Origin of the sequence: Effusibacillus pohliae DSM 22757 (assembly GCF_000376225.1) — a bacterium.
Classification (GTDB): Bacteria; Bacillota; Bacilli; order Tumebacillales; family Effusibacillaceae; genus Effusibacillus; species Effusibacillus pohliae.
On sequence record NZ_AQXL01000117.1, the window covers coordinates 49,244 to 67,773 of the forward strand.

Genomic DNA, 18,530 nt, shown 5'->3' on the forward strand with positions numbered 1-18,530 from the left:
TCACTGTCCTTTCTTGACAAAGAAACGGAACACGCCGTTGTCTTCTTCCATTTTGACCAGTTCGTGTTTCGTCTGTTTCACCCATCCTTGAAAATCGTTAACCGACCCTTTGTCGGTTGCCTGCAGCTCCATGATTTGCCCGGGTTGCATGCTGTCGATCGCTTTTTTCGCTTTTACGATCGGCATCGGGCACGATAAACCCTTTGCGTCAACCACAACATCTGCCTGCATGTTTCATTCCTCCTCGTCAAAATTTGTTTTCAACTGTGATGAATGGCGCAACGATTCGGTCCGATTTCGAGCTCTGTTGCCTTATCCGGCGTGACTTCGACGGTTCCCCGGTTGATTTCCACGATTTCCTCATAGTTCGGAGGCGTTGCTCCAACCGTTCCGGCCACTTTTTCGGTGAACACTTCCCGGTCCTGCGTCCGCATAATTTCATTGCTTCTGCGGATGTCACCCAGTGTCGCCCCCACATAGCCGTTTTCGTTGATTTCCTGAATATCGGCATAGTGAGTCGGCAACACAATGATATCATCCGACAACGCGGCGATTTTCCTGAACACGGTGTCATACAGCGCCTGCGCCCATTCGCGGGCTTTGCCACCGAGGTCGGGCCGCCCGAGCCCACCTACGAAAATGGTGTCGCCCGACAGCAAATATTTGTCGTTCACCAGGAACGACACGCTTCCCGGCGTGTGGCCCGGGGTCGGAATGGCCAGGACTTTGACGTGAACCGCTCCGAAGTTGATTTCGTTGTGTTTTTCCAGTGGTTCGAACGGCACGTCGGAGCCTTGCATTTCGCTTGAGGAGATATAGTACGTTGCCCCTGTCTTGTCGGCCAGTTCCCGGCCCCCGGAAATATGATCTGCATGCAGATGCGTATCCATCACGTGCACAATCCTTACGTTTTCTTGCTCGGCAAGCCGGGTGTATTCTTCCACGTGCCGGTTGGGATCCACCACCATTGCCTGCCCTTCCGAGATCACCATGTACGACAGACAACCTTTCGCCAGTCGGTTGATTTGAATCAGCTTCATGTTTTCGTCGACCGCAATGGTAACCGGATGGTAAAACTGGCTCCACTCCAGCATGCCTTCGCCCAGGTAACTGACCTGGTACCCTTTTTCGTCCAACATCTCGGCCACCATTTCGGCAGCGCCGCCTTTCGCGCAAATCACGACGATTTCCGTATCTTTCGGAAGATCCTCGTAATTTTTGGGATCGTCATCCAAAAAATCGAAGTACGGAATGTTTACCGATTGAATGTTTTTTGCTTCTATTTTCCAATCGTGATATTCGTCCGGGTTCCGTACATCGAGAATAAACACCCGTTTTCCGCTGTTGATTTTGTCATGCAACTGTTTCGCGTTGATTCGGGTGACCGCCATGATCCAATATCATCCTTTCCTGTTACTGTCCTATATTATGAACGTTTTTCAACGGGTCCCGTCCATTCGGACATACCGGGGACTACGTTCTTGACATTTGGGAAACCTTTTTCGCTTAAAATTTGGCAAGCGATATCACTGCGGGTTCCTGTTCGGCAGACAACATGGATTTCCTGATCCGCGAACTTTTTCAATTCGCCGATTGTTTCTTCCAGTTTCCCAAACGGAACCGAGATGGCCCCCGGAATGTGGCCAAACGCATACTCGGCAGGTTCCCGCACATCCACAATGACCGGATTGTCGGTCAGCCGTTGCAGCAGTTCCTCATTTGAAACCACATGCGGGTACCTCTTCTCTGGTTTCAATTCGCTCGGATCGGATTTGCGAATATAGTGTTTAAAGACACCTTCTTCCTTGATTGTGCCAACGAACTGGTGTCCCGTTCGCTCCGCCCAACTCTTTATGTCAGAAACGGATCCCGGGTCGGTTGCCACAACTTCCAACACCTGACCGGGTTCGATCTCTTCAATCGCCTTCTTTGTCCGGACAATCGGCATGGGACACGACAGCCCCTTACAGTCGACCGATTTATCCGCCATCAACGAGTTCGTCGTATTCACCGCGGGTTCCCCCTTATTTCAGCAAAATATCAGCCCAAATTTTGATTGCTGTTGCTACGATCAATACCGCCAAAATCCCCTGTAAAATTTTGGTGTTGACTCGGGTGCTCAGCTTGGCACCGAGGGGTGCCGCCAAAATGCTGGCGACCACCATGATGACCGATGGCCAAAACAGCACGTCGCCCGCCATAATTTTTCCCACCGTTGAACCGATTGACGATATGAACGTAATCGCCAGTGAGGAAGCGATCGTCATACGGGTCGGGATCTTTAGGACCAAAAGCATGATCGGGACCAGTATGAAAGCCCCGGCCGCCCCGACAATCCCGGAAGCGACGCCAACCACAAAAGCGGAGATGACCGCAATCGTCCGGTTGAACTGCACCTGTTCAAGCGGGATCTCGTCCAATCCTTTTTTCGGGACGAACATCATGATGGCCGCAATCGTTGCAAGCAGAGCATAGACAAAATTAATCGTCGCTCCCGACAGAAACTTTCCGCCGTATCCCCCAACAAAGCTGCCGATGATGATGGAAATCCCCATGTAGGCGACCAATTTGTAGTTGATCACCTTTTCCTTTCGAAGCGCCAGAACGCCGGATATCGTGGCAAAGAAAACCTGTACGGCGCTGATCCCGGACACCTCGTGCGCCGTATAAGCGGCCACTCCGACAGCCGGAGGAACATACAGCAGCAACGGATATTTGATAATGGATCCTCCAATCCCCACAAGGCCCGAAATAAATGAGCCGACAAAACCGATCAGAAACAAAGTGGCTACCAAACCAACCGTCATACCTATCCTCCCCTTTTTCTGCTGTAATGTTGCTGGGAGCCGGCTCCAAGGGGAGGTCGGCTCCTTCGGGTGATCAGAAGGTGACGGTTACGTCGGCATCGTAAGCAAAATCCAGGAATGTTACCGCGCCGCCCACTTCGACCCCGTCAATGAAATCCTCTTTTTTCATGCCTGTGACATCCATCGTCATTTGGCATGCGATCAGTTTGACGCCGGATTCTTTTGCGATTTCAACCAGTTCCGGAATGGACGGAACATTGGCGCGCTTGAATCCTTCCATGTAATGTTCTTTTCCGGCACCCATCGTCAGCATGTTGGCTGCATCCTTGTGAATGATCGCCAACGCCTCAAAGGTGAAAAAGATCGCCACTTCCGCCTCGGTCGCCGCCGCAGCGGTTGCGATATTCAACACTTTGTAGGCGGTCTCCAATCCGCCGTTTGATGCGATGATTGCTACACGTCTTGCCATTTTCCATCTCTCCTTTTCAGAATGAATCTCATTACAATGAAACTTCAATGTCGCCTTGCCAGGCGTTCATTCCACCCAACATGTTTTTCACGTTCCGGTATCCGCGGCTCATCAAATATTCGCAAGCCTTGGCGCTCCGGTTGCCGCTTCTGCAAACCAGGATCGTTTCCTTGTCCGGATCGATCTCATGCAACCGGTCCGGCAGTTCGGCCAAACGAATGTGTTTTGCTCCTGGAATTTTGCCCCGTGCCACTTCCTGGTGCTCGCGAACATCAATGATGTTCAATTGTTCTCCGCGTTTCAGCCTCTCGTTCACGTCGTGGGGCAAGATGTTGATCACTCTCGCGGCAGTTTGGTACATGTTTTCACCCCCATAATACCCATATGGGTATATATTTTTTAAAAGAAGCAGTTCCGGACGGAACGCCTCTCCTTTTTTGTGCTCATTCGGTTAACCCTTTATGCCATCCCATGATTCCATGTTTTAGATGGCCGATCCTTGTGAACCCGTGTTTTTTTAAAATCTTCGCTGCCTGCATGCTCCGCATGCCGCTCCGGCAAGCCAGAATCACAGTCTTCTCCGGGTCAATTTCGCCCAAGCGATTCTTCAGTTCGCTCAGGGGCACATTTTTGAATCCCCTGATATGCCCTTGCCGGTATTCGTGTTTTTCCCGGACATCAAGAAAAATATGTTCTGCGGGACGTTTTAAAAGCTCCACCACCTCCTCCGCCGAAAGGTTCCTGAGTCCCTTGACCGGCATCAGCCGGCTGGCCAGGAACCAAAAAATGAGAGCGACAACCAGGTATTGCACCCATTCCAAGTCAATGATCACCTCCTTTATACCCCTGATGGTATATACCCTGGTAGGTATTATAAACGCGGCGCGATCGTTTTGTCAACACATCCTACGGGTACATGAAAACCGGACAACTTGCAGTCACTTCCCATATGCTGATTGAGGTTCGCCAAGAAATTGCAATTACCGGGAATAAGGAAGTGAAGGCAACATGCAAATCAAACGGATTCACCCGCTGACGCGCCCGGCCGTATTCGTTGCTTTTTTCCTGGTACCGGTTTTGGACATATTCCGAATTGATGTACCGACGCTCCATTTTTATGTGTTCCGAAAAAAATTCACAATACAGGATGACGGCTACATTCTGCTGTTGGCCGTTTTGTTTCTGGTATTTGCGGTGGCATTTGGCGCAAAATTATCGCACCGGTTTTTTCTGCACGTACATGTGCCCACACAATACGCTGGCAGGGTTTCTCATCCGGCTCGGGCGAACATACAAAGGCATCGACTGGCTTCTGGCCTCATTGCTCGCACCCGTTGTCGCGTTTTTTTTTGCTGTCCTATTTTGTGGATCCCGATTCGCTCCGGCATTCCCTCATATCGCTTGAACCCGCTTCTCTATTCGGTGTCTATCTGATTTTTGCAGTCAGCCTGTTCCTGCTGTTTGGAGTGTTTCGCTACCGGTTCTGCCGAAGCGCGTGCCCTTACGGATTTTTCCAAATGGTGTTCCGAGATCCAGCCGCGTTGCAATCAAGCAACCGATGGGGAAGACGATTGCCCTTGTTGCTGTTGGCTTTGAACTTCGCTCTGCTCGTCTGCTTCGCACTGGCGCATCCAGGGTTCGACGTACGGATCACCCGTCTGGCGGAACAACAGAATGGTGTCTATCTTTACATCGGCAGAATCGAAATTGAAAATTTGCAACGGCGAACCAATACGTACCGGTTATGGTTGATAGACTTACCACCTGGATCGAACGTCCACCTGCAACAACAATTGTCCGTGCCCGGTGAAACCATCCGGCAGGTGCCGCTGGTGATCTTCCAACCGTCCAAACCACCATCTGCCCCGATTTTGAACATTCAAAATCTCCAGGGCCGCCGTGCACGGAAACCGGTCAACAGGTAGAAAAATCGGCGGTCGATTGAAATCGCCGCCGCTATTCAACCAATACCGCAACCGCGTCACTTTGCTAGATGCGAAGCTGTTTCTCCAACCGATCGAGATCGAGCAGCAAATAATGATCCGGCGTGGTTTCTGCCGCTTGCGCTTTTTTCAACTGGCTGAGTGTGCGGCTGACCGTTTCCCGTGAAGTGCCGATCATATTCGCCAACTCCTGATTGGTCAGCGGTACGTCGACGCGGATCCAAGGGCCGTCCGGGACGCCGTGCAGACGGGCAAGCCGGATCAAAAGCGTTACGATCCTGCCGAACGTATCATGCAGCACCATCTCTTCCAGACGGTCCTGCAACTCGATGATTTTGCCCTCCATTACAGCCATCATCTTCAGACACAACTGGGGATTGGATTCCAAAAGCAAGCGGAAGCGGGCCATCGGCAGTACCAGCAAAACCCCTTTTTCCAGCATCGCGGAGTGGGCGGGATATACCGTCTGCCGGAAAAAACCGATATGCGGGAACATGTCCCCGGCGTCCAGCACATTGACGATCTGTTCCCGCCCCTGTTCATCCGTCCGGTAGATTTTCACCTTGCCGCTCGCAATAAAATAGATATGCTCCAGCGGCTCGCCTTGCATGAACACCACCATCCGTTCCGCAAGCGTGCGCCGGATCAGCAACCGGCCGATTTTGCCCAGCTCTTCCTCCGACAGGTCGCAAAACAAAGCGATTTTCCGCAACAGGTCCAGCGAATTGTGAACTGGCAAACCGCATTCTCCTCACGTTTTCATTTGGTAAGCAACCCACTCTTTTTATGTATTGTACCGGAAACCAACCAACCTGTCAGGAAGACCGGGCAACCAATTTGTATCAATCTTTTGAAATACCCTCACATCTGTTGAACGTAGAGACGTCTGTTGTTCCCCGCGATCGTTCAGACATATCTGGCATTGACTCCCGCAACCTATTGCAGGAAGATAGGAACAAGGGGGAAGCGGCGATGGTGATAGAACTGTGCGAAACCAATGAGGCACGTGAACTGATCGGGCAAATCCGGGCGTCCCATCCGACGGCCGACATCGTTGTTCACCCTTGCCTCAACCGCTGCAACGCTTGCCTCCTGGCCCTGTTCGCGTTTGTGGACGGCGAATTGCTGGAGGCGTATTCGCCGGAACAGTTGCTGGACAAAATCAAGGCTTGCCGATAACCGGAAAGGAAGTGTACGAATGGACGTTTTGTCAGCGATTGAGAAACGCCGGGAAATCACCCATTTTAAGCCGGATCCGATTCCATCGGAGTTACTCGACAAACTGATGCGCGCTGCCTATCTGGCCCCGAGCGGCAACAACCTGCCTTCGCGGGAATTTATTCTCGTCACCGATCGGAAAACGCTGCGGACACTGGCCGCCACCACCCCTTACATGAAATGGCTGGAACAAAGCGCAGCCGCCGTGGTGATCGTGTCCGACCCGCAACTCAGCAAATACTGGCTGCAAGATGCGTCGATCGCCGGCGGTTTTCTCTGGTTGACAGCCGTCTCGCTCGGACTGGGGGCAGCATGGGGGGCGGTCTATCATTCGGAAGACCCGCAGGAGTCGGAGCGTCGGGAATGCTACGCCCGCAGCCAGTTGAGTATCCCCGACCATTTGCGGGTGGTCGCGATCATCGGCCTGGGCTGGCCGGCAGCTGAACCCGGCCCGAAACAGATGTATCCTTTGGAACGGGTGGTGCATCGGGAACGTTATTAAGCCTGGCCACCTGCCCCGCCGTGGTGCCGCTGGTTGACAATCTGTTGGCTGTCGAGCATTCACCCGTCGGCGTACCAGCTGATCGTGTTGGGACTGCTCCTCATGCAGCCGCCCATTTGCCGGAAGTGTGGTTGCTGCGGGGACCCCAGCGAAGTACCCGGAGTCGGCTGCGAAGCGCAGCGTCACTTCGCTGGGTGAAAAAAAGCACCTGCCACCACGGCAGGTGCTTCTTCCGGCAGATGCTTTCCTTGTCGAAGAGCAGCCGGTTATACCGCCACCCCAAAAAATTGGTTCAACTGTTCCTGGAACGCCGCGACGCCTACGCGCTTTACGAACGCGTGGAACGATTCGCCGTCCCGCCTGTTTTCCTTGAAGAACGTCACCAGATGGGCGATCGCTTTGGCCACCTGATCCCCCGGGATGCGACCCTTCAGCTTCGTGTTGAACGCCGCATCGGGTCCCAGCACGCCGCCGATGGAAAGGTCAAACGCGTCGACCATTTTGCCGTCGATCTTCGTCAACGACCCTTGCAGCCCGATGTCGGCGATCTGCTGCTGGCCGCAGGAGTTCGGGCAACCGTTGACGTGAATCCGCACCGGCGTGTCCAGTTCCACATGTTCGTCCAGATATTCCGCGATCATCCGCATGCGTTCCTTCGTTTCCACCAGCGCCAGGTTGCAGAATTCGTTGCCGGTGCAAGACACCGCATAGGCCATGAACGGTTTCGGGAACGGCGTCAGGCGCTCCAGCAGCTTCTCTTGCAACAATTCGTCGACCTTCTCGTCCGGAATGTTGGCCAAAATGATATTTTGCGAGTTGCAGGTACGGATCGATCCATCCCCATACTTGTCCGCCAGCCGCGCCAGTTCCTCCATTTCGTCCGCGTTGAGGCGGCCGACCGGCACGGACAGCCCGACATAGTTCAGCCCCGGCTGCTTTTGCTTGTGCACACCGTAGAAATACCCGGCGTTCCAGCCCAGCGTCATGTCCTTGCCGCGCGACGGCAGCGGGCCGGTCAGCTTCAACAGTTCCTCTTTGAACTTCTCGGCACCCCAGTCGGCCACCAGGAACTTCAACCGGGCATGATGCCGCTTTTCGCGATAGCCGTAGTCGCGGAAAATCGTGGTGACGGCAACCGCCACCTTCAGCACGTCTTCCGGCCGCACAAAAATGTCCAATTTTTGCGCCATGTGCGGTTTCGCGGACAACCCGCCGCCGACCATCACATGGAACCCTTTTACTTCTTCTCCGTCGATTTCCTTGATCGCCGGGGTAAAAGCCAGGTCGTTGATCTCCGCATGCCCGGCGTTATACATGTTGCCGGAAATCGAAATTTTGTATTTCCGCGGCAGATTGGAAAACTCCCGGTTCTTGTGAAAATACCGGAACACCTGCTCGACGATCGGGCTCGTATCGATCAGCTCGTCCGGGTCGATCCCCGACAGCGGATTGCCGACGATCGTCCGCGGGCAGTCACCGCACGCTTCAATCGGCGTCAGGCCGACCGCGTCCAGGCGCTCGTAAATATCCGGCAGGCTTTGCACCGTCAGCCAGTGAAACTGGATGGCCTGACGGGTGGTCACGTCCATCAGGTTGCGGCCGTAATCCCGCGAAATGCCGGCCAGCGTGCGGGCCTGGTCGGAATTCAGAATCCCGCCGGGAATTTTCACGCGCATCATGAAATACCCGTCTGTTTTCGGCTTTTGCGCATAGACGCCGGCCCATTTCAGCAGCGCGAGGTCGTCCTCCGTAACCGCTTCAAACCCTTCTTCCGCAAACCGTTTCAGATCATCCAGAATATCTAGTCCGTCTTTTTCCAGCTTGTAGAGTTCAAACTTGTTCAATTTTGACGGATCCTTCGCCCACACCCGTTCCACCGTCTAATCCTCCTTATTCCTACAAAAATAGTAGGATATAAACTGTTTATTTCCTATCATACAACCGTCTTGCGGAAATGTCCAGGGAATTTTGCGGATGGGCTTGTCATATGTTGTGACGAGGGGGGATCGGCATGGGGTTTGTCTCGACGATGATCCTGGACTTCTGCGTCGCTTTGGGAATGGTGCTGGGCGGCTCGCTGGTCGGAGGGGTCGGTGCACTGCTGACACATTACCCGCCGATGAAGGCGATGCTCGATCTGGCGGAACAATTGAAAATCTGGGCGTTGGTGGCGGCCGTCGGCGGATCGGTCGATACATTAAAAATCATCGGGGATGGCGTGTGGGGCTTCCAGTTTAGCCCGGTCGTCAAGCAATTTGCGTATCTGATCGCATCGTTTCTCGGCTGCCAGGTGGGGTATTATCTGGTGAAATGGATCGTCACGGAAAGGGCCGCCTGATGCAGCGGATCGGCGTGTTTCTGGTGGGGATTGTGGTGGGAGCGGCCGGTACGCTGGCAGCGAAAGGCCATGACCTGGACCTTCTGTATCTGCAAATGAACAAACTGCGGGGCGAAAACAACCAGTTACAAGAGGAAATCGACTCGCTGAAAAAAGACCTGATCAACAAACAGCGGCAGAGCATCCGCAGAGTGCGCAAGATCGAAGTGACCGTCAAAGCGCCCGACGAGTTCACCAAACTGGCGATCAGCAAATATGTGAAAGATCACACGCGGCCGCTCTTGGGCCAGGAATTGACTTATCTGGAGGCACATCCAACTATGGTGAAGGGGCTGATCGATGGACGGGTCGTGTCTTTGCAAAATCAGCCGTATTCCCTGCGCGTCGAGTTGGTTGTGATCGGCGAAACGCTTTCGATATGGGTAGAGGGAATCAAGCAACCGGCGAGCTCTTGATCCCCTCTTTCGTGTCCTCTGTTTCGTCATCCCATTCGTCCGCCTGATCCCAATCCAAATCCGGATCATGCTGCACATACCCGATACTGACCACACTTGTGCCTTGCAGGGAACCGATTTTCAACACCTGGATGTTGTAGGTCACATTCACGGATGCAAATCCTCCAGATAGCGCAGCCTCCGCTCAAATGACGCAGCCAACTCTTCCAGCGACTGCAACCGTTGTTCGACCGACTCCCACCGTTGTTCCCAGGTAAGCAGTTTGTCTGTCACCTCCTGCATGCTCCGCTCCAGATCCTGAATCCGCAGTTTGGTCGGCCGCTTCGCTTCTCCTTGCACTTCGTCGCCAGTTGCCTGAATTCGTTTATCCATTTCGTTTCCCATATGAACCCCCAAATCCAAAATTCCGTTTTGAATGCTGTCAACCGTCAGATTTTCGATATGGTATTCGATCGTTCCAAACCGCGGCTGCTCCCGCAGTTGTTTCAGTTCTTCCTCAATCTGACGGAGCCGTTCCTTCAGTTCCAGGATTTCGTTATGCCACGGCAGATAGATAACGATCCCCTCCCGCTATTCAAAATCGATGGGAATCGGGCTGCCACCGGTTTCCCCTCTCGGTCCGGCATCCTTGATCATGTGCACCTCGAGCAGTCCCTGCCGATAAAACGCCCGCACCTTGCGCGGCAGCACGCGAACCGGCAGCGTAATTTCCCGTTCGAACGAGCGCGGTCTTTCCGACAGGATGAACTGGTCATCCGGAATGCCGGAATACCGGACCCGGGGATTCCCTTTCACCACCAGCCGGTTGGGTTCGACGACCAGCTTGACATCGCTGCTTTTTTCCAGTCCCGGCACCTCCAAAACGGCGATCAGTTCACTGCGCGTCTGGTACAGATCGACTCGCGGATAGTCGCCGCCCGTCATCTGAAACAGATTCTGGAACGGATTGGCCGCATTGGAGTCCCCTTTGATGCCGGGAATTCCAGGGATGTTGGGAAGATGCATGTGGGAAGGCATCAAATTTTTCATAAAATCCTCGCCGAACATCTTCTGCAGCTGCTCCCCCATCTTCCCCAACTGGCGCAACGAATCGAACGGATTCTGATTCATTCCGCTCACCTCCTGTCATTACCGTATGCAGGCAACCACCCATTGGTGAAGATTACGGAGAAAAACGTGGAAGGCTGGTTGCAATGTGAAAAACTAAAAAAAGAGGCAGCGCACTGCCCCGTCCGTAGTCGTTTGCGTGGACGCTCACCTTTCGGCCTGTAAACCTTCTGATTACGCTACCAATAAAATCCAGGATTCCCGAACCCATACGGCCGATAAGGTACCCCTGGCCCGTATCCTGGCTGATACCCGAACCCATATCCGGGTGCGCCATACCCAAAACCGGATCCCGGCCCGTATCCCGGGGTTCCATATCCCCAGTGCGGGGCTCCATAGCCGCGAAACCCTCGCAGCCCAAACAATGCGGCAAAAGGCAACAACCAGAACACCTGCTGTCCCTTCAATTTTTCCGGTTTATCAGCTGTCACCGCCCGCATCTTGGCACACTTCGCCTTTGCCTTTGGCGGCGTGCCCGGGAGCATCTCCAGCAAAACACCATGCGGCGTTACTTCTCTGACCATCCCTTGATAGCTTCGATTTCCTTTGCAACTGATGCAGACCATTTGCCCCAATAACCCGTTTGCCTCTTGAACTGAAACCACTTCATGACCTCCCTTATGCTTCCACAGTCCACGATCATGGCACACGCAGCACATTCCGCTGCCGTCCCATTTCCAGGATTCACTCCGTTCTCCCCGAACGGTGGAGCAGATTTCCAATCACCAGAAACATCAGCAGCACATAGATGATGAGAAACACGACCACCCAAGGGGTGAAGCGGCCGAACGCACCGTCTTCGCCCACCCGCCGCAGCACGAGCAACATCAGCAACACAAAGACAATCAAAAATGCGATGATCCAGTGGAGGTGTCGGCCGATTTTTGCATGCATCGGATTCCCCCTTTTTTCCCCGATTGCTTCACTGTACGCAATTTGCAGCGGCCGTGGAACGGCCTGTGTCCCAAAAACGCGAATTTCATGTTGCAAAAACGATGCTCCCGTCCACAAATCCGCGGTCTTCCTAAGCCAGTTGCCCGTTGCCTGCGTTCCGTTTCCCGCATTATTTGAAGTAGACCATGTAAAGGAGGGGGGTTGGCGGTGTCAGTCAATCTGCGGCAACACGCAATGACATTGGTCGGTCGGCCGGTGATCGCCCACCATGTGAACGGAACAGTGTATCGCGGCATTCTCCATTCCGTAACCGACGACGGGATCTACATCCGCCCGCTTTCGGGCACGCGGTACGTTTCCGGCAAAACGAAAGACCGGCGGTTCTGTTATGCGGATAACAGAAAACAAGAAACGCTCCATCCGGAACCGGTCTTCTGGTGGTGGTGGTTCATTCCCTGGGCGGCGCTGGTAGCGCTGGCGGCGATCACGGCCGCGGCGGCTGCCACATGGCCCTGGTGGTGGTAACAGGCGTGGGGCAGGTGACTGCCCTTTTTTTTCGATTCGAACAAAGGGGATGAATACGATGCACAAGATTCGGACGCTCCGGTTTCGCCAACGGGAACCGAAGGATGACCGGTTTATCATCGATCTCACGTTGGCTGTAATGGGCAACGTGTTTGAACAATCGGTTGGCGCCCCGCTGACCGAAGACACCATACGCCAACACCTGAAAAGCGATGAAACGATTCTGATCATCGAACGGGGCGGCAAACCGGTCGGATACACCAGCTACAAGATTTACAAGCCTGGCCGGATGTACTGGAGTTCGCTGATTCTTTCTCCGGATCACCAGAGCAGGGGACTGGGCAGGCAAGTGGTGCGGCATGTCGAAAAAGTGGCATTGGCAAACGGTGTTCGGCGGATCGAAGGGCATGTCCAGACCGACAACCGCCGGGCAATCTCCTTCTGGCTGAAAAACGGTTTTTCGATCACCGGCATGCCGGTCCAGGGAACCCTCGCCATCGAGAAAAGATTACCACCAAACCGCAGCGGCTGACTCGCTGAAAAAGGGGCAGCCGCTTCCCCTGCACTACAGGGAATATGTGGTTCCCCGGAAAATGGATCAGCACCGTTTGGTGCGTTTGCCATCCCGCAACTGTTTGCACAAATGAAACTCCACCAGCTCGGCGATTTTCCGGTGTCCCTCATCATTCGGATGAATCGGCCTGCGGAACGGCAGCATCAGGTCTTCCAAACGTCCATTGCGGTACCGGTTGATGTATAAATGTTCCTTGCCTTTAAACGCTGCATAGATGTCGACCAGCGTAAAATGGTATTTGGCTGCACATTTGTGAATCACCCGGTTTAGCTGTTCAACCGCTTCGACAGCGATCGGCGAATTGGGTACCGGATTGTAGACGGTCGGAACCAAGACGTACGGGATACGTTGGGATTTGATCGAACGGCACAGGTGATCCATATACATGGAGAATTCATTGAGACTGCGGCGGATCACAGCTTCCCGTTGCGAACCAAGACAAATCGAATAATAGCGCCTACGCAAATCGTTTCCTCCAACCAGCAGCGTCAAGACGTTAGTTGTTTCCCATACCGCCGGCGGAATCCAGAAACGTACAGCCTGCAACAGATCACTGGCGGTCCAGCCGTTTCGCGCGACCACGAGGGTCCGCTCCGCCAGTGACAGACGACGAACCGTGGAGCTGATCTGACTGACAAACGTCCGATCCCGTTCGGTTGCCTCGTGCCCGAACGTGATCGAGTCTCCAAGAGCCAAATAGACGTTGCGCGCCAAGAGATGGCTCCCCCTTCTTCAGACTGTACCCCAGCTTCAGCAGTCAATAAGTGAAAGTAAAAAAGCGGCCAAAATCGGCCGCTTTCGGAACAAGCTGCCGGCAGGCTCGCAGCCGGGCACGATCAATACATCGGACCGGGTGCTGCAGCCGCTGCGGGACCCGGATACCCGGGAACAAGCAGGAAGAACAGCACAAAGATGATCAGGAACACCACCGCCCAACGAGTGTAGCCTCCAAAAGCACCGTACATTCGATTCCCCCCTTTCCACATGCTTTACAGTATGTGGGGCGGAGGCGTTCGGAAGCGGTATTTGCCCCGGGATATGCGCCCGATTCTTTCTCTGCAATCGAAAACACGTTCTTTTTCCGCAGCAGCATGCGGAGATCAGACCAGGCGCAATCGCACCTTGTCCTGAATAAAATGGATCGAACACCAATCTCCCATTCTTTTGTAGAGGAGCCTGCCATGCCCGAGATTCGTAGGTATTTCGACGAACCATTTTTCACGCTGCTTCCTTCGCCGCCTTTGGGAATGCTCGATCCCTGTTATGCCAGGTGGCTGGAAGTGAACCGCCTCGTATCTGAACGCGCCGCGATTTGCAAGCGCTGCGGAGCTGCCTCGCTGGAATGCCATTACGCCCGTGAGCGTTATTTTGAGGCAGCCAGGCAATATGCGTTTTGCCTGGATGACACATGGGGGCTGGAAGAATTTTAAAACCAAGCGTCAAAACAAGAACCCTTCCCTGTTCGACAGGAAGGGTTCTTACGATGGCAGAGATTCAGGTGCCGCTTGATTGCCTACTTCCGTGATCACTCCTGGTTCAAGCGGCGGTTGCGGTGCAGGCATCGCCGGCGCCGCCGGAACCGCCTCAGTCGTTTCGTACGATTCCGAATAGGAGCGGATCATTCCGCTGCTCCCGATTTGGATGATCGACGCTCCGCCTATGCTGTTTATCGTGAACGTTCCAATGTGGATGGTCTGTACGATCTTCATAAAACGCCGCCCCACTATTAAAGTCCTACCATATTTTCATCCACAAGATCCTGGTCGTTCGTGTTGGTCGAGCTGATTACGTTATAAGTAGATGGAAAATCACCCGTATTGAAGGAACCGGATCCGGCGTACGTCTTGGTTGCCGTTTTCGGTGCAATAATTCCGACATCGCCGATGTGAACCACCCCGCCGCTGCCCACGCTGATCACTTTCAGCGCACCAAGGATTGCTGGCATTCGGACCCCCCTCCCGGGCAGGAATCGTTCTCTACTACTGTACGTGACACATGTCGATTTGGTAACCGAATTCTTGCTGGTTCCATAAGATGTTTTAGCGTACAGATGAACCTGTCAGGAAATCGAAAGGAAGGTGGTAGGCATGCCGGCGTTCGTCGGAGCCGTCCGGCTGGTCAATGTCAGTTCCGGCGGCCAATTTCAGGCGGGAGATGTGGCTGTGATCGTACCGAAAACGGAATCGAAAACATACGGAGGTTCCGGCAATTTTAACACAGGTGACTTCGCCCGCGCATTCAATCTGCTGAATGGCACGAACACGATCGATATGGATGTGGCGGACGAAAATCTGAGAACCGGATATTGACCGCTGATGGCTTTCGTCCGCAACCGCCCGAAAATCACCCACGTGAAGGCGATGAAAGTGAATCTTGTTCTGATCTCGGCCGTGCTGCAGGTTGGCGATGTGGGACAGGTGCATGCGTACAGCCGTACCTTGTCGGTCGGAGGTCCGCGCGGTGCGCCCAGCTTCATCACGCAGGCGCGCCACATTCATACGGCCACCCGGCTGCATTATGCGGAGCAAGCAGACAAACAGGCATCCGACTTCAATTTCACCGGTGAAGCATTCCCTTTCATCGGCGAAGGATTCTCCGAACCCTAGAGGAGTGAGGGTCATGGCGATTCAGATCAACATGAATATCCAAAATGGCGATTTGTATCTGCAATATTTAAAAATCAATGCGGTTTCCAACTCGGCGGTCGTGATCCTTGGCGACTCCCAAACGATCCGCGCCGAATCGATTTCCACCGCCCGCGGCATCCCGGGACCGCTGATCACCCCTGTCGTGGCACCCGCACTCGGCGGTTTGGGAGCCATCACCCGATAATCGGGTTGCAAAATCGGCAGGGTCGTGTAGCCATTCTACACGGCCCTTGCGTGATTTCGGTGTCTCCTCTCCCAGAACGGGTACGCCAGGCTGATCACCAGCACAATCGCCGCAGCCGCCAGGCTGAAAACCCCGAAACAAACACCACCCACCCCAACAGAAACCCCACATCGGAACCAAGCAGTTGCTGCATTCTGAATCGCATGCACAAAAAAACCCCATTCCTCACAAACAGGGCTTGTTTGCTTTCACTGGCCGCCACTACCACTGGGAGCCTGCCCAGTTGGTGTGATCATAGCTCAACAAATCCTGCACATCTATATCGAGATTCACAAGCTGAAAGGTGGGAATCGACAGAACGCCTGCCGTGATCGCCAGGTTGCCATTGTTTTGTTTGGTGGAATTGCGATTTTGCACGATGTTCACCCCCAGGCTGACCGATCCGCCTTGTGTCACATTGTACGATTTCAAAAAACCAAACCAGATGCCGACTGGCATTCCTCCCCCCTCCTTAAGCCTGGGTTCCTCCAAAGTTTTGCGCATCGATCGCGTTTTGATCCACCGCATCCGGGTCAGCATTCAAATGATAAATGATCGGCATATTGTTGAAGCCGTCCCCGATGGTCAATTGACCGTTATTCTGTTTGGTGGCATTCCGGTTTTGCACAATGTTTTGCCCAAAACTGACGGAACCGCCCTGCGTCAGGTTGTCATTTTTAAACCAGCCAAAATTGAAGAAAGCAGGCATGGATGCCCCCCCTTCTGGTGCACGGCAGCTTGCTCAGAACGGCCCGATCGCGATATTGTCAAGCTGAAAGACCGGATGATCCGCCAGATCCGGATCGACATTCGACCGACACCATGCAGGCGCCGACACCCAGCCGTCGCTGATGCACGTGACTCCGTCATTTTCTTTTTTGTTAGAACGATTTGTCACCCAATTAAATCCCAGCGCCACCGTCGCATCCTGCGTGCAACGTGCAACGATCATGCCGCCGATACGAACCTGCACATCCATCTTATGCCACCCCTTTCCTGACCTACACCCTATTGTATACGGCAACAGTCCAATCGGTGCGGAGGCACGCGCCCCAGAGCCATCGCATAGGATGGCAGGAGTCCACCCAAGACACAGGAAACCAGAATCGGAAAGAGGGGCGTGCGGGATGAACGTCTCGATCACCATCAACATCGGAATGATCAAAATTATTTCGATGACCACGGCAAGCACCATCGCGATTGGCAAAAGCGGGGTGGCCAACCGCAACAACAGCAAGACCAATTCCGGGCCTTCCACGGTTGCCGATGGGAACGTGTACATGCCGGTCGGCACGCAGTTGAACTACGATCCCGATCAACTGGATACGCCCGAGTGGGGCGGCCATCATGTGGTGAACGCTCCCCCGGTCTAACCCACCGGCCCTGTTCTAGGCCCTGCAACCAACCGTCCGCCAACGGGACATCGGCATGTCATCGCTTCGTTCCCAGAAAGACGCCGTACCCGAGATATTCTGCATACCGTGTCATAATGCGAGCATTTCGTTCCAGCATGTAACGGAATCGGGGATCCCGTTGCAAATCCTCGTCCATCTGCAGAAACGGGTCGGGATACGCCCAATCGGACGCCATCGCCAGATCTGCCGGAACGGCTGTCGGTTTCCAAACCCCCACCTCGCGAAAATCGGCTTGGCGCAGCAACGCCAACCATTCTTCCAAATTCGGCACCCACTTCACGCCATACAATTTGCGGATCGCTTCGGCAACTTTTTTCGGAAATCGCTTGACCGCCATCATTTCGCGGTCATGCAGACAACCGCCGATTCGCAGCACCCGGTGATATTCGGACAGCGCCCGTTCCGGATCGACAAATACGGTGACCGATTCGAGCAGCACCACATCGAACTGATTTGCAGCAAATGGCAGCGCGCACGCGTCCCCCTCCACCCAGTGCACTTGGACGCGTTCGAATTCCGCCCGTTTCCGGGCCTTCTCCAACATCGCCGGCCGGATATCGACCGCGGTCACGTCACACCCCTTGCCGGCCAGATAACAAGCTGTCCGGCCGGTGCCGCAACCTACTTCCAGCACACGGCTGCCGCGGCGAATCGGAAAATGCGACAGAAACTCGACAGTGGCGGCAAAGCCGCCGGGATGAGCGCTGCCCGCCCCCTGCTTGGCCAACATGTCTTGGTAATTCATACACCCCACCCCCTTTATACCGTGACGTGAAAAACAAACGCCATAACAAAGCCGAAACAAAAAGAGCCGGGTGCGGCCGGCCCTTTTGTGTCGGTATGTCGGGTCACCGTGCGGCGGCGCTGATCAAGGATCGTAGACTGCCCCGGGCGCTGCTGCCGGATAGCCAGGCACCAGCAAAATAAACAGTACGAAAATAATCAGGAAGACGACGGCCCAACGAGTATACCCACCGAAAATTCCGTACATGAAACTCCCTCCTTTCCGGGTCTCTGCTTACAGTTAATTCAGTTGCATCCGCCTTCGACACGGACATCTACCCTTGGTTATTGGTCCATTTTGCAAGCAGCCGCCCAATCACGCCGCGCCGGTTGCCGCGGTTTTGCAAGCCCTGCAGGATCGAGTAGGAGGGGGCGGCTAACCCCCGTCCTCTCACACCACCTAGCATGCGGGTCCGCACTAGGCGGTTCCAAAAGGTTGACGAAGTTCCAGATAACGTACAAGCAAACTTTTCAGCCCTTGTGCTTCCCAATAGGAAGTATCAAGGGCATTGTTTAGGTTGCGGGCCATTTCCCATGCCCCGCAACGGGAGTTGGCCATGATGTGAACCGCAAATTCCGGCACACCCAGTGCCCGTAGTTCCCGATAGCGTGTTCGCACTCGCTTCCAT

35 protein-coding genes and 1 pseudogene are annotated in these 18,530 nt (G+C 54.2%); 12 read left to right on the top strand and 24 right to left on the bottom strand.

The window, feature by feature from the left end; all coding sequences use genetic code 11:
- From C230_RS0108515 to C230_RS0108545, 7 genes are all read right to left on the bottom strand, one after another.
- Nucleotides 1-231, bottom strand: a complete 231-nt coding sequence (locus C230_RS0108515; RefSeq protein WP_018131611.1) for a sulfurtransferase TusA family protein — start codon at nt 229-231, stop codon at nt 1-3.
- 29 nt (nt 232-260) lie between these two features.
- On the bottom strand, nt 261-1,391 hold the full coding sequence (locus C230_RS0108520; protein WP_018131612.1) for an MBL fold metallo-hydrolase: 1,131 nt from the start codon (nt 1,389-1,391) through the stop codon (nt 261-263).
- 35 nt (nt 1,392-1,426) lie between these two features.
- Complete coding sequence (locus C230_RS0108525; protein ID WP_040393256.1) at nt 1,427-1,990, bottom strand: sulfurtransferase TusA family protein; 564 nt, start codon at nt 1,988-1,990, stop codon at nt 1,427-1,429.
- 34 nt (nt 1,991-2,024) lie between these two features.
- A complete protein-coding gene (locus tag C230_RS0108530) occupies nt 2,025-2,807 on the bottom strand; it encodes a sulfite exporter TauE/SafE family protein (protein ID WP_018131614.1) in 783 nt (260 codons plus the stop codon).
- A 73-nt stretch (nt 2,808-2,880) separates the two neighbouring features.
- Nucleotides 2,881-3,276 carry a DsrE/DsrF/DrsH-like family protein gene (locus C230_RS0108535; protein ID WP_018131615.1) on the bottom strand — a complete coding sequence of 132 codons (396 nt, stop codon included), beginning with the start codon at nt 3,274-3,276 and terminating at the stop codon, nt 2,881-2,883.
- Nucleotides 3,277-3,307: 31 nt separating this feature from the next.
- On the bottom strand, nt 3,308-3,637 hold the full coding sequence (locus C230_RS0108540) for a rhodanese-like domain-containing protein (RefSeq protein WP_018131616.1): 330 nt from the start codon (nt 3,635-3,637) through the stop codon (nt 3,308-3,310).
- An 82-nt stretch (nt 3,638-3,719) separates the two neighbouring features.
- Entirely contained in the window at nt 3,720-4,109 is a 390-nt protein-coding gene (locus tag C230_RS0108545; protein ID WP_245533975.1) for a rhodanese-like domain-containing protein, read from the bottom strand.
- 738 nt (nt 4,110-4,847) lie between these two features.
- On the opposite strand from C230_RS0108545, the gene C230_RS0108555 reads away from it, so the two are divergent.
- On the top strand, nt 4,848-5,201 hold the full coding sequence (locus C230_RS0108555; RefSeq protein WP_156807400.1) for a hypothetical protein: 354 nt from the start codon (nt 4,848-4,850) through the stop codon (nt 5,199-5,201).
- Nucleotides 5,202-5,265: 64 nt separating this feature from the next.
- Here the strand turns inward: C230_RS0108555 and C230_RS0108560 are convergent, their stop codons facing one another.
- A complete protein-coding gene (locus C230_RS0108560) occupies nt 5,266-5,958 on the bottom strand; it encodes a Crp/Fnr family transcriptional regulator (protein WP_018131620.1) in 693 nt (230 codons plus the stop codon).
- Between the two features lie 233 nt (nt 5,959-6,191).
- Here C230_RS0108560 and C230_RS22970 point away from each other — a divergent pair, with 233 nt between their 5' ends.
- Both C230_RS22970 and C230_RS0108570 read left to right on the top strand, forming a co-directional pair.
- A complete protein-coding gene (locus C230_RS22970; RefSeq protein ID WP_018131621.1) occupies nt 6,192-6,398 on the top strand; it encodes a DUF1450 domain-containing protein in 207 nt (68 codons plus the stop codon).
- Nucleotides 6,399-6,417: 19 nt separating this feature from the next.
- The gene (locus tag C230_RS0108570; RefSeq protein ID WP_018131622.1) at nt 6,418-6,939 is read left to right on the top strand and encodes a nitroreductase family protein; all 522 of its coding nucleotides are present in this window, start codon (nt 6,418-6,420) and stop codon (nt 6,937-6,939) included.
- Between the two features lie 266 nt (nt 6,940-7,205).
- Here the strand turns inward: C230_RS0108570 and C230_RS0108575 are convergent, their stop codons facing one another.
- On the bottom strand, nt 7,206-8,816 hold the full coding sequence (locus C230_RS0108575) for a nitrite/sulfite reductase (protein ID WP_018131623.1): 1,611 nt from the start codon (nt 8,814-8,816) through the stop codon (nt 7,206-7,208).
- Nucleotides 8,817-8,950: 134 nt separating this feature from the next.
- On the opposite strand from C230_RS0108575, the gene C230_RS0108580 reads away from it, so the two are divergent.
- Entirely contained in the window at nt 8,951-9,277 is a 327-nt protein-coding gene (locus C230_RS0108580) for a YtrH family sporulation protein (RefSeq protein ID WP_018131624.1), read from the top strand.
- Nucleotides 9,250-9,732 carry a hypothetical protein gene (locus C230_RS0108585; protein WP_018131625.1) on the top strand — a complete coding sequence of 161 codons (483 nt, stop codon included), beginning with the start codon at nt 9,250-9,252 and terminating at the stop codon, nt 9,730-9,732. Before C230_RS0108580 ends, C230_RS0108585 begins: the two co-directional genes overlap by 28 nt.
- Here the strand turns inward: C230_RS0108585 and C230_RS22495 are convergent.
- From C230_RS22495 to C230_RS22505, 5 genes are all read right to left on the bottom strand, one after another.
- A complete protein-coding gene (locus tag C230_RS22495; RefSeq protein WP_018131626.1) occupies nt 9,710-9,883 on the bottom strand; it encodes a hypothetical protein in 174 nt (57 codons plus the stop codon). The two genes, C230_RS0108585 and C230_RS22495, sit on opposite strands and share 23 nt — an antisense overlap.
- Complete coding sequence (locus tag C230_RS22500) at nt 9,880-10,293, bottom strand: spore germination protein GerPC (RefSeq protein ID WP_156807401.1); 414 nt, start codon at nt 10,291-10,293, stop codon at nt 9,880-9,882. The genes C230_RS22495 and C230_RS22500 overlap by 4 nt, the downstream gene beginning before the upstream one ends.
- A gap of 9 nt (nt 10,294-10,302) precedes the next feature.
- Nucleotides 10,303-10,842, bottom strand: a complete 540-nt coding sequence (locus C230_RS19870) for an Hsp20/alpha crystallin family protein (protein WP_018131628.1) — start codon at nt 10,840-10,842, stop codon at nt 10,303-10,305.
- Between the two features lie 176 nt (nt 10,843-11,018).
- Nucleotides 11,019-11,444 (bottom strand): hypothetical protein, encoded by a 426-nt coding sequence (locus C230_RS23575; protein ID WP_018131629.1) that lies wholly within the window; start codon nt 11,442-11,444, stop codon nt 11,019-11,021.
- Between the two features lie 79 nt (nt 11,445-11,523).
- A complete protein-coding gene (locus tag C230_RS22505; RefSeq protein WP_156807402.1) occupies nt 11,524-11,733 on the bottom strand; it encodes a hypothetical protein in 210 nt (69 codons plus the stop codon).
- A gap of 207 nt (nt 11,734-11,940) precedes the next feature.
- Here C230_RS22505 and C230_RS19880 point away from each other — a divergent pair, with 207 nt between their 5' ends.
- Entirely contained in the window at nt 11,941-12,258 is a 318-nt protein-coding gene (locus C230_RS19880) for an LSm family protein (protein ID WP_156807403.1), read from the top strand.
- A gap of 58 nt (nt 12,259-12,316) precedes the next feature.
- Entirely contained in the window at nt 12,317-12,790 is a 474-nt protein-coding gene (locus tag C230_RS0108620; protein WP_018131632.1) for a GNAT family N-acetyltransferase, read from the top strand.
- A gap of 66 nt (nt 12,791-12,856) precedes the next feature.
- Here the strand turns inward: C230_RS0108620 and C230_RS0108625 are convergent, their stop codons facing one another.
- Nucleotides 12,857-13,546, bottom strand: coding sequence for an SGNH/GDSL hydrolase family protein (locus C230_RS0108625; protein WP_018131633.1), 690 nt, complete (start codon nt 13,544-13,546; stop codon nt 12,857-12,859).
- A 122-nt stretch (nt 13,547-13,668) separates the two neighbouring features.
- Nucleotides 13,669-13,797 carry a hypothetical protein gene (locus C230_RS23580; protein WP_018131634.1) on the bottom strand — a complete coding sequence of 43 codons (129 nt, stop codon included), beginning with the start codon at nt 13,795-13,797 and terminating at the stop codon, nt 13,669-13,671.
- 216 nt (nt 13,798-14,013) lie between these two features.
- Here C230_RS23580 and C230_RS0108635 point away from each other — a divergent pair, with 216 nt between their 5' ends.
- Nucleotides 14,014-14,262 (top strand): hypothetical protein, encoded by a 249-nt coding sequence (locus tag C230_RS0108635; RefSeq protein WP_018131635.1) that lies wholly within the window; start codon nt 14,014-14,016, stop codon nt 14,260-14,262.
- A 48-nt stretch (nt 14,263-14,310) separates the two neighbouring features.
- Here the strand turns inward: C230_RS0108635 and C230_RS19885 are convergent, their stop codons facing one another.
- Nucleotides 14,311-14,541 (bottom strand): spore germination protein GerPB, encoded by a 231-nt coding sequence (locus C230_RS19885; RefSeq protein WP_018131636.1) that lies wholly within the window; start codon nt 14,539-14,541, stop codon nt 14,311-14,313.
- A 17-nt stretch (nt 14,542-14,558) separates the two neighbouring features.
- Nucleotides 14,559-14,777: a spore germination protein gene (locus tag C230_RS0108645; protein WP_018131637.1), complete on the bottom strand. Its 219-nt coding sequence runs from the start codon at nt 14,775-14,777 to the stop codon at nt 14,559-14,561.
- A 142-nt stretch (nt 14,778-14,919) separates the two neighbouring features.
- Here C230_RS0108645 and C230_RS0108650 point away from each other — a divergent pair, with 142 nt between their 5' ends.
- From C230_RS0108650 to C230_RS0108660, 3 genes are read left to right on the top strand one after another with little or no spacing between them, the layout of a single operon-like run.
- Nucleotides 14,920-15,141, top strand: a complete 222-nt coding sequence (locus C230_RS0108650; RefSeq protein ID WP_018131638.1) for a spore germination protein — start codon at nt 14,920-14,922, stop codon at nt 15,139-15,141.
- A gap of 6 nt (nt 15,142-15,147) precedes the next feature.
- Complete coding sequence (locus C230_RS0108655) at nt 15,148-15,438, top strand: spore germination protein GerPE (RefSeq protein ID WP_018131639.1); 291 nt, start codon at nt 15,148-15,150, stop codon at nt 15,436-15,438.
- Nucleotides 15,439-15,451: 13 nt separating this feature from the next.
- Nucleotides 15,452-15,664 carry a hypothetical protein gene (locus C230_RS0108660; RefSeq protein ID WP_018131640.1) on the top strand — a complete coding sequence of 71 codons (213 nt, stop codon included), beginning with the start codon at nt 15,452-15,454 and terminating at the stop codon, nt 15,662-15,664.
- Between the two features lie 261 nt (nt 15,665-15,925).
- Here C230_RS0108660 and C230_RS0108670 read toward each other — a convergent pair whose 3' ends face one another.
- Genes C230_RS0108670 through C230_RS0108680 form a run of 3 tightly spaced genes read right to left on the bottom strand, consistent with a single transcriptional unit; the run spans nt 15,926 to nt 16,682 of the window.
- Nucleotides 15,926-16,162 carry a hypothetical protein gene (locus C230_RS0108670; protein ID WP_018131642.1) on the bottom strand — a complete coding sequence of 79 codons (237 nt, stop codon included), beginning with the start codon at nt 16,160-16,162 and terminating at the stop codon, nt 15,926-15,928.
- 13 nt (nt 16,163-16,175) lie between these two features.
- A complete protein-coding gene (locus C230_RS0108675; RefSeq protein ID WP_018131643.1) occupies nt 16,176-16,412 on the bottom strand; it encodes a hypothetical protein in 237 nt (78 codons plus the stop codon).
- A gap of 33 nt (nt 16,413-16,445) precedes the next feature.
- Complete coding sequence (locus C230_RS0108680; protein WP_018131644.1) at nt 16,446-16,682, bottom strand: hypothetical protein; 237 nt, start codon at nt 16,680-16,682, stop codon at nt 16,446-16,448.
- A 148-nt stretch (nt 16,683-16,830) separates the two neighbouring features.
- Here C230_RS0108680 and C230_RS0108685 point away from each other — a divergent pair, with 148 nt between their 5' ends.
- On the top strand, nt 16,831-17,076 hold the full coding sequence (locus C230_RS0108685; protein ID WP_018131645.1) for a hypothetical protein: 246 nt from the start codon (nt 16,831-16,833) through the stop codon (nt 17,074-17,076).
- 58 nt (nt 17,077-17,134) lie between these two features.
- Here C230_RS0108685 and C230_RS0108690 read toward each other — a convergent pair whose 3' ends face one another.
- The 3 genes and pseudogenes from C230_RS0108690 to C230_RS21965 all read right to left on the bottom strand — a co-directional run.
- Complete coding sequence (locus C230_RS0108690) at nt 17,135-17,863, bottom strand: class I SAM-dependent methyltransferase (protein WP_018131646.1); 729 nt, start codon at nt 17,861-17,863, stop codon at nt 17,135-17,137.
- A 123-nt stretch (nt 17,864-17,986) separates the two neighbouring features.
- Nucleotides 17,987-18,109 (bottom strand): hypothetical protein, encoded by a 123-nt coding sequence (locus tag C230_RS23585; RefSeq protein WP_018131647.1) that lies wholly within the window; start codon nt 18,107-18,109, stop codon nt 17,987-17,989.
- Nucleotides 18,110-18,319: 210 nt separating this feature from the next.
- Nucleotides 18,320-18,530 (bottom strand): annotated as a pseudogene (locus C230_RS21965) (group II intron reverse transcriptase/maturase); the annotation flags it as partial.